The sequence below is a fragment of the Mesobacillus subterraneus genome (genome assembly GCF_000934845.1).
Taxonomy (GTDB): Bacteria; Bacillota; Bacilli; order Bacillales; family Cytobacillaceae; genus Mesobacillus; species Mesobacillus stamsii.
On the sequence record NZ_JXIQ01000081.1, the window covers coordinates 1 to 6,213 of the forward strand.

Genomic DNA, 6,213 nt, shown 5'->3' on the forward strand with positions numbered 1-6,213 from the left:
ATACATCTCGGGAATCCAGGATATATCCGTTGAAGAAGATGGTGTGGTGTTTGATTTAAAAGGTATTACTGCTGAACGAATAAAAGAGGATGCTGTTTATGAAGGTGTTCGGGTTAAAATTCCTGCCTCTCTTGGTAGAATGAAAAAACAATTACAATTGGACATTGGATTTGGTGATGTAATAGTGCCAAAACCACAGAATTTACAATTTCCAGTTTTGCTAAATATGACACCACCAGAAATTCAAGTGTACTCAACGGAGTCTGTTATAGCTGAAAAGTTTGAAACTATGATCTCTCTATGGATTGTCAATAGTAGAATAAAAGACTTCTATGATATTTACACCCTGTCGTCTACTAGAGATTTCGATGGGCGTATTGTGTGGGAAGCTGTATTTGAGACATTTCAAAGACGTGGAACTCAATTAGAAAGAGAACATCCTGTATTTTTACCTATATTTGCGGAAGAGGAAGCAAGAATAAAATAGTGGAACGCTTTTTTACGTCGGATAGGATATACGGGAGATTTCGAATTTAAATTGGCAATGGAGAGAATTAGAGATTTTTTATTTCCTATCTATCAAGCAATTTTAACTGAAGATGAATATTTTAAAACGTGGAATTCCCATCATCTAAAATGGGAGTAATGGAAAAGGTATATGTATTATGCCCGGTTAGGCATTTTGTGAGTTAAGCTTAATTTGCTCTGCCGCTATTCCCTTTTATAACTATGTCTGTAAAGGTTGCAAGTATCGGTTTGAAAAGACTGGAAGCTTATCGTGTTGATGTTGAGGTTCAGGTGAAGGAGGGATTCGAGTCGATCGTTATTGTTGGACTGCCTGATGCTTCTGTGAAAGAGTCGAAGGAGAGAGTGGCGGCGGCATTGCACACTATCGGTTTTACCCTGGTTGAAAAGAAGGTAATCATCAACCTTTCCTCAGCTGAGCAAAAGAAAAATGGACCATTGTTTGATCTCGCGATTGCGATCGGCATTCTTAAGAGCGACGGATTCATTGCGGATCGAATACCCGATGATGCAGGTTTTATCGGCGCCATGTCACTAGATGGGACGGTCCATCCTGTGGAGGGAATGATTGCAACTGTTTTAGCTGCCAAGAAGCTTAGAATGAAGCAGCTGGTGTTGCCATTTGATCCGACAATTCCTAGAATGGAAATCGTGGATTTGGAACTTGAAACCTTGCTGGATGTGAACAAGTTTTTAGCCGGACAGCTGATGTGCTTCCCTAGCCCACCGTGGCGTCCTATTTTTTGAGATGGATTGGGCGAGTTCTCGAAAAAGACACTTGATATGCTACGTCAGCCATGGAAAATGAAAAAGTGACCATCAGCCGCATTCACTCCACGGTAACTTATCCCACTAAATTCATTTTTATTGCAGCTATGAACCCTTGTCCCTGCGGATACCCCGGTTCCGATACGCACTATTGCACTTGTTCGGAAAAACAGATCAAGGCTTACAAGAACAGAGTGTCTGGTCCAATATAGACAGAATCGATATCCTGCTTTCACTAAGACCAGATAAGACCAATCAATCTGAAAGGCCATGATTTTTTCAAAAATGAATCATCTGAGGCAGTCAGAAAAAGAGTCCATACAGCCCGGGAAAGACAATTCGACCGTTACGGGAAGGAGATCTGCAATAGCAGTGTCCCGTTAGAGCAGCTGCTTAGAAGTCGGCCGCTGATGGAGGACCAGCAAAGACGGCTCCAGGAATTATCTATGAAGCATGACCTCAGCAACAGGGTCCAAATCAAACTCATCCGCATGGCCCGAACGATTTCTGACATGAGAGGCGAGCCATTTATTTCTGACGTTGCAAGCGAAGAAGCACTAACATTGCGCAAAATTGGAAAGGGAGGGGGCATAGATGCATAGGGAAGCGAGAAGGAAAACTGAAAGTGGTGTTTACCACGTGGAGCGAACCGCCAAGAAATTTTCCATGATGACGAAGACAGGATGAAATTCCTTGATCTTTTGAAAAAATACAAATTTCATTCTATGGAGATGAATTGATTTCTATTGGTTTTCCACAGAGTTTAATGGAGTCAACGGGAAAAAAGCTAAAAGGGGCGGAGATTAACAGTCCCAGGTGTTTTACTTAAAGAGTATGGATGAGATGAAATCGATGGAAGCACGAGTACCTAAAAGAAACGAGGAATTTAATTAAGCATCGGAAAGTCGTATTGAGGGAAAACCATCCCGTAGAGTTTGTTGAGGAGAAGCTGAAAGTAAAAGAAGAAGCCAGAAGGCTCCCTCTTTGTAATCAGTTCTTACTCTATTTATATTTTTTTATGATTTTCCTTGACGTATTTAAACTTCGTAAAACTCGGTAAGGTTTACTAATGATTCGAACAGGAAGCCTTTTTAAAAAGAGACTTAAATTTGCTCTATATTCCTCTGTAATTCTTGACGGCTTTGTAGAAATCTTGTTGTAAATTTCATCGTAAAACTCTTTCATCACATCAACATTAAAACTTAAAGTATAATTACATTCGTCGCACTCTACTGATTTTATTTTATCATTAATATATGTTATGGTGTGGGGCACTTCATCTTGACAACTACTGCAATACAGGATTCCATGCATCTGTTTTACATTCACCAGTTACCCACCTCTCTATTACAGAATGCTTTATTTATATTTTATTATACATCAAAGTGTTTACAACTATTTTGAATTAGATTCATCAATTTTAAAAAAAAGAAAAAAGTACCTTAACCACGTTTGATTAAGGTAGAGAAAAAAAGGCTTAAAACAAAGAATGGATTGGGTAACTAGGCTTGAATAAATTGAATTGATGACCCTACTTCTATATTTGGGACTTCTTTTTCCTGTACACATAACGTTCCAGGTAAATCCGGACCTTCCAGCCCAAATTTAATTGTACAATGTCCAAGTTCCTTTAAAGTTTCATTTACTTTATCACCAACAAAGGTAATACTGTACACGTTTGAATTCAATTTGAACTTATGACCAACTTTCACATCACTTAACCATTCTTGCTTCTTATGAGTGATAGAGATGTTCTTTAGCTCATCAGGAACAGATTCATAAAAAATGATGATCATACCTTCTTTCAAAAATGCTTCCACCTCTTTACCAATATCCGTTACTACTGAGTCATAGATAGTCATGTTTACCTCCCAAAATTCCAGTTTATGAATATAGTCCGAAACTAAACAGATACGCAATTACTACTGCAAGCGGTCCGGTGAATTGTCTTGAAATGAGAACAGCAGGAACACCAACCTCAATGGTTTCTGGTTTTGCTTCCCCAAGAGTCAATCCAACAGGAACAAAGTCACAACCAACCTGAGGGTTAATTGCAAACAATGCTGGTAACGCTAATTGTGGCGGAATATTACCACGACCAATTTCCACCCCCACTAGCACCCCTACTACTTGCGCGATTACCGCACCTGGACCGAGTACTGGAGATAAAATCGGGATAGCACAAATTACAGATAGAATCAATAGCCCCACAATGTTACCTGCTAAAGGAGAAATAACATTAGCAATAAAATCACCAATTCCTGTAAAAGTAATGATACCTATTAAGGTACTAACAAAAGCCATAAATGGCAAAATATTTTTGATAACCTGTTCTACAGTTTCACGACCTGCTTGATAGAAAACATTTACTACTCCACCCATAGTTCTACCTATTCTTTCTAACAATGGCATTTTCTTTTTACTTCCACTATAGGTAGTGACAGCCTTTTGTTTTGCTTCCTCTTTAATTTCTTTTACAGTTTTTTTCTTTTCTAATTCTTCATTGTTTTCTTCCGTTGTTTTTACAACAAGTTCAATATTTTTTGTTTTGACTCCCGAAACAAAATTATCTTCTTTTATAAATTGCATTAATGGGCCAGAAGGTGGTGTAGCTGTCAGATTTACTGTAAGAATGCCCATTCTTGGATAAACACCGCAACGTGCAGTTCCACCACAATCAATAACCGTACAGGCAATTTCATCATTTTCTACTTTTTTATTAAACCCATCAATTGGAATTCCACCTGTCATCTCTGCTATTTTTTCAGCAACTGCAGATATTCCTCCACCAGTTACAGATACAATATACTTTTTCTTCTCATTTGGTTCTATAATTAATGGTCCACCCCATCCATTAGCTCCCTTAGAAACTTTAACAGCTTTGTAATTCATAGATTCTCCCCCCTAAGCTCCAATATTTTCAAGACTAGAATCCTGCAGGTCTTCTCGCCTTTTCATCATACGAAGAGTGATTTGTTCAGTTACAATACCTCTAATTAAAATGACGATAATACCAACTATAAAGAAACGAATAGCTAAAGGTCCTAAAGATAGGCCTAATTTTGTGATTCCATCTGCAATCCCCATATATACGAACAATTCGGCAGGATTTGCATGTGGGAAAAGACCTGTTATAGGATGTACAAACGATACAGCTGAATCATAGAAAGCCGGTTTTTGTTTTTCGGGTAAGAACTTGCCAAATGTATATGCCATTGGATTAGTTAGGAAAAACACTGCAAGTATCGGGAAAAGAGTATATCTTAAGATTAAATACTTGGTACTTTTTTGAGCTAACCAATTAATCCTATCTTCCCCTACCAGCCTAATGACAGCGTTTACAAATGTTATTAAAACAATAAGGGTTGGAATGATTCCTGTAAATAGCCCCATGAAGGTTTTTCCTCCGGCTTGAAACATTCCGATAAACCCCTCTGCTAATGCAACTAGAAAATCCATTATTTTTTTCCTCCCAACTTAAATACATTTTTCCATTTGTTCCTTTATATTATTGACAGCCATTTGAATTGGATTTTCTACATCCGAGATAATATCAAGATCATTTATTCGATCAATAGGATATCCGATGATCTGATCAAATTTTTTAAATCTCACAAATACAGTTACCCCACTCATAATTTGACTATCTTGAACTACTCCTTGTTGATCACAGACGATGATGACCACATTACCTATTCCTAATTTACTTTTTTTCACTCCTGTCCCCAAGAAACCTGAAGATCTGTTGCTCATAGCTCTAATGGTATTTTGATAGTGCTTCATTTGAACCCATGTCAGAGCAAGTTGTAACAACCAAATTCCAACAAAAACTCCTATAAAAGCTCCCCACATATCAACCCCCTCCCTTTTTTTACGATTTCTATTTAACCAAAAGGCCCTTTGCTGTTTTTTCATCTGTGATAAGAACATTTATTAATTTTCCTTTTAAGACGGCCTTTATGGAATCTACTTTTTCCTTTCCACTTGCCACACCGATCACAAGTGGTATTTTCTTTAATTGCTCCAATTCTAGTGAAATGACTTTTTCATTCCAAGGATGTGAAGACTTTTCACCTTCGTCATTTATAAAGTTATAACAAACATCTCCAACGACATTTAGGGATTTAAATTCTTCTAGATTTTGATCTAAATAAGATTTTACCATTGTTGAATGTTTAGGTGTTCCTCCTATTCCAACTATCGCTATATCAGACTGTGAAGCAATATCAAAAATACTTTTTATAGATGGCTGTCTCATGATTACTTCCTTAGCTTCGCTTGAATCCATTAAAACAGGGACATGTAAAAGATGGTAACGGGCCTGTAAGCTTTCAGCTAAACTCGCAACTATATGGTTTGCGTGAATATCGACCCGCTCGTTTCCCACACCACCAACCAATGGGACAAATTGGAGTTGCTCCTTAGGCAGGGTAGAAGGCATGTTTTTAGCAACTTCATATAAAGTAGTCCCAGATGATACTCCGATAATTTCTGTTCCTTTAACCATTCGTAATAAGTACTTGCTAGTAGCTAAACCCAAGCGATGTTTGGAGTCATCGTTTTCAATACTAGGTACACATATTACTTCTCTAAGCTTATAAATTCGTTCTAGTTCGGACTCTAAAGCTATGAATGGATGGTATCCTTCTTCGTTAATACTAATTTGAACAATCCCCAACTCTTTTGCTTTTGTAAGGTACTTTGAAATTAGGGATCGACTAACACCAACGATATTGGCAATCTCCGACTGATTCGCACCTTCTTCATAATAGAGTTGAGCTACCTTCACAAGTAATCTTTTCTCTTCTAATAAAGACATTTCAATCATCCTATATAAATGGAATTAAAGGATTTTAGGAATATTCGTCCAATTATTATAGGTAAATAAAACCTATGGGAAGGCGGACAAATAATGAAAAT

The 6,213-nt window shown here is 37.6% G+C and carries 9 protein-coding genes; 4 read left to right on the plus strand and 5 right to left on the minus strand.

Annotation, left to right across the window (positions count from 1 at the left end; genetic code table 11):
- From UB32_RS10320 to UB32_RS20495, 4 genes are all read left to right on the plus strand, one after another.
- Positions 1-487: nucleotidyl transferase AbiEii/AbiGii toxin family protein (locus tag UB32_RS10320; RefSeq protein ID WP_044393533.1), on the plus strand; the 487-nt coding region annotated here is incomplete at its 5' end.
- A 269-nt stretch (positions 488-756) separates the two neighbouring features.
- Positions 757-1,272, plus strand: a complete 516-nt coding sequence (locus UB32_RS20485) for a magnesium chelatase domain-containing protein (RefSeq protein ID WP_052807005.1) — start codon at positions 757-759, stop codon at positions 1,270-1,272.
- Positions 1,273-1,322: 50 nt separating this feature from the next.
- Positions 1,323-1,505, plus strand: a complete 183-nt coding sequence (locus tag UB32_RS20490) for an ATP-binding protein (protein WP_241768474.1) — start codon at positions 1,323-1,325, stop codon at positions 1,503-1,505.
- 48 nt (positions 1,506-1,553) lie between these two features.
- A complete protein-coding gene (locus UB32_RS20495; protein ID WP_241768475.1) occupies positions 1,554-1,895 on the plus strand; it encodes a hypothetical protein in 342 nt (113 codons plus the stop codon).
- A 900-nt stretch (positions 1,896-2,795) separates the two neighbouring features.
- On the opposite strand, the gene UB32_RS10335 is transcribed toward UB32_RS20495, so the two are convergent.
- Genes UB32_RS10335 through UB32_RS10355 form a run of 5 tightly spaced genes read right to left on the minus strand, consistent with a single transcriptional unit; the run spans position 2,796 to position 6,112 of the window.
- A complete protein-coding gene (locus UB32_RS10335) occupies positions 2,796-3,155 on the minus strand; it encodes a PTS glucitol/sorbitol transporter subunit IIA (protein WP_044393534.1) in 360 nt (119 codons plus the stop codon).
- 22 nt (positions 3,156-3,177) lie between these two features.
- Complete coding sequence (gene srlE, locus UB32_RS10340) at positions 3,178-4,185, minus strand: PTS glucitol/sorbitol transporter subunit IIB (protein WP_044393536.1); 1,008 nt, start codon at positions 4,183-4,185, stop codon at positions 3,178-3,180.
- 12 nt (positions 4,186-4,197) lie between these two features.
- Positions 4,198-4,752: a PTS glucitol/sorbitol transporter subunit IIC gene (gene srlA, locus UB32_RS10345; RefSeq protein WP_044393538.1), complete on the minus strand. Its 555-nt coding sequence runs from the start codon at positions 4,750-4,752 to the stop codon at positions 4,198-4,200.
- 18 nt (positions 4,753-4,770) lie between these two features.
- Positions 4,771-5,145 (minus strand): transcriptional regulator GutM, encoded by a 375-nt coding sequence (locus UB32_RS10350; protein WP_044393540.1) that lies wholly within the window; start codon positions 5,143-5,145, stop codon positions 4,771-4,773.
- Between the two features lie 28 nt (positions 5,146-5,173).
- Complete coding sequence (locus UB32_RS10355; protein ID WP_044393543.1) at positions 5,174-6,112, minus strand: sugar-binding transcriptional regulator; 939 nt, start codon at positions 6,110-6,112, stop codon at positions 5,174-5,176.
- Positions 6,113-6,213: the final 101 nt, after the last annotated feature.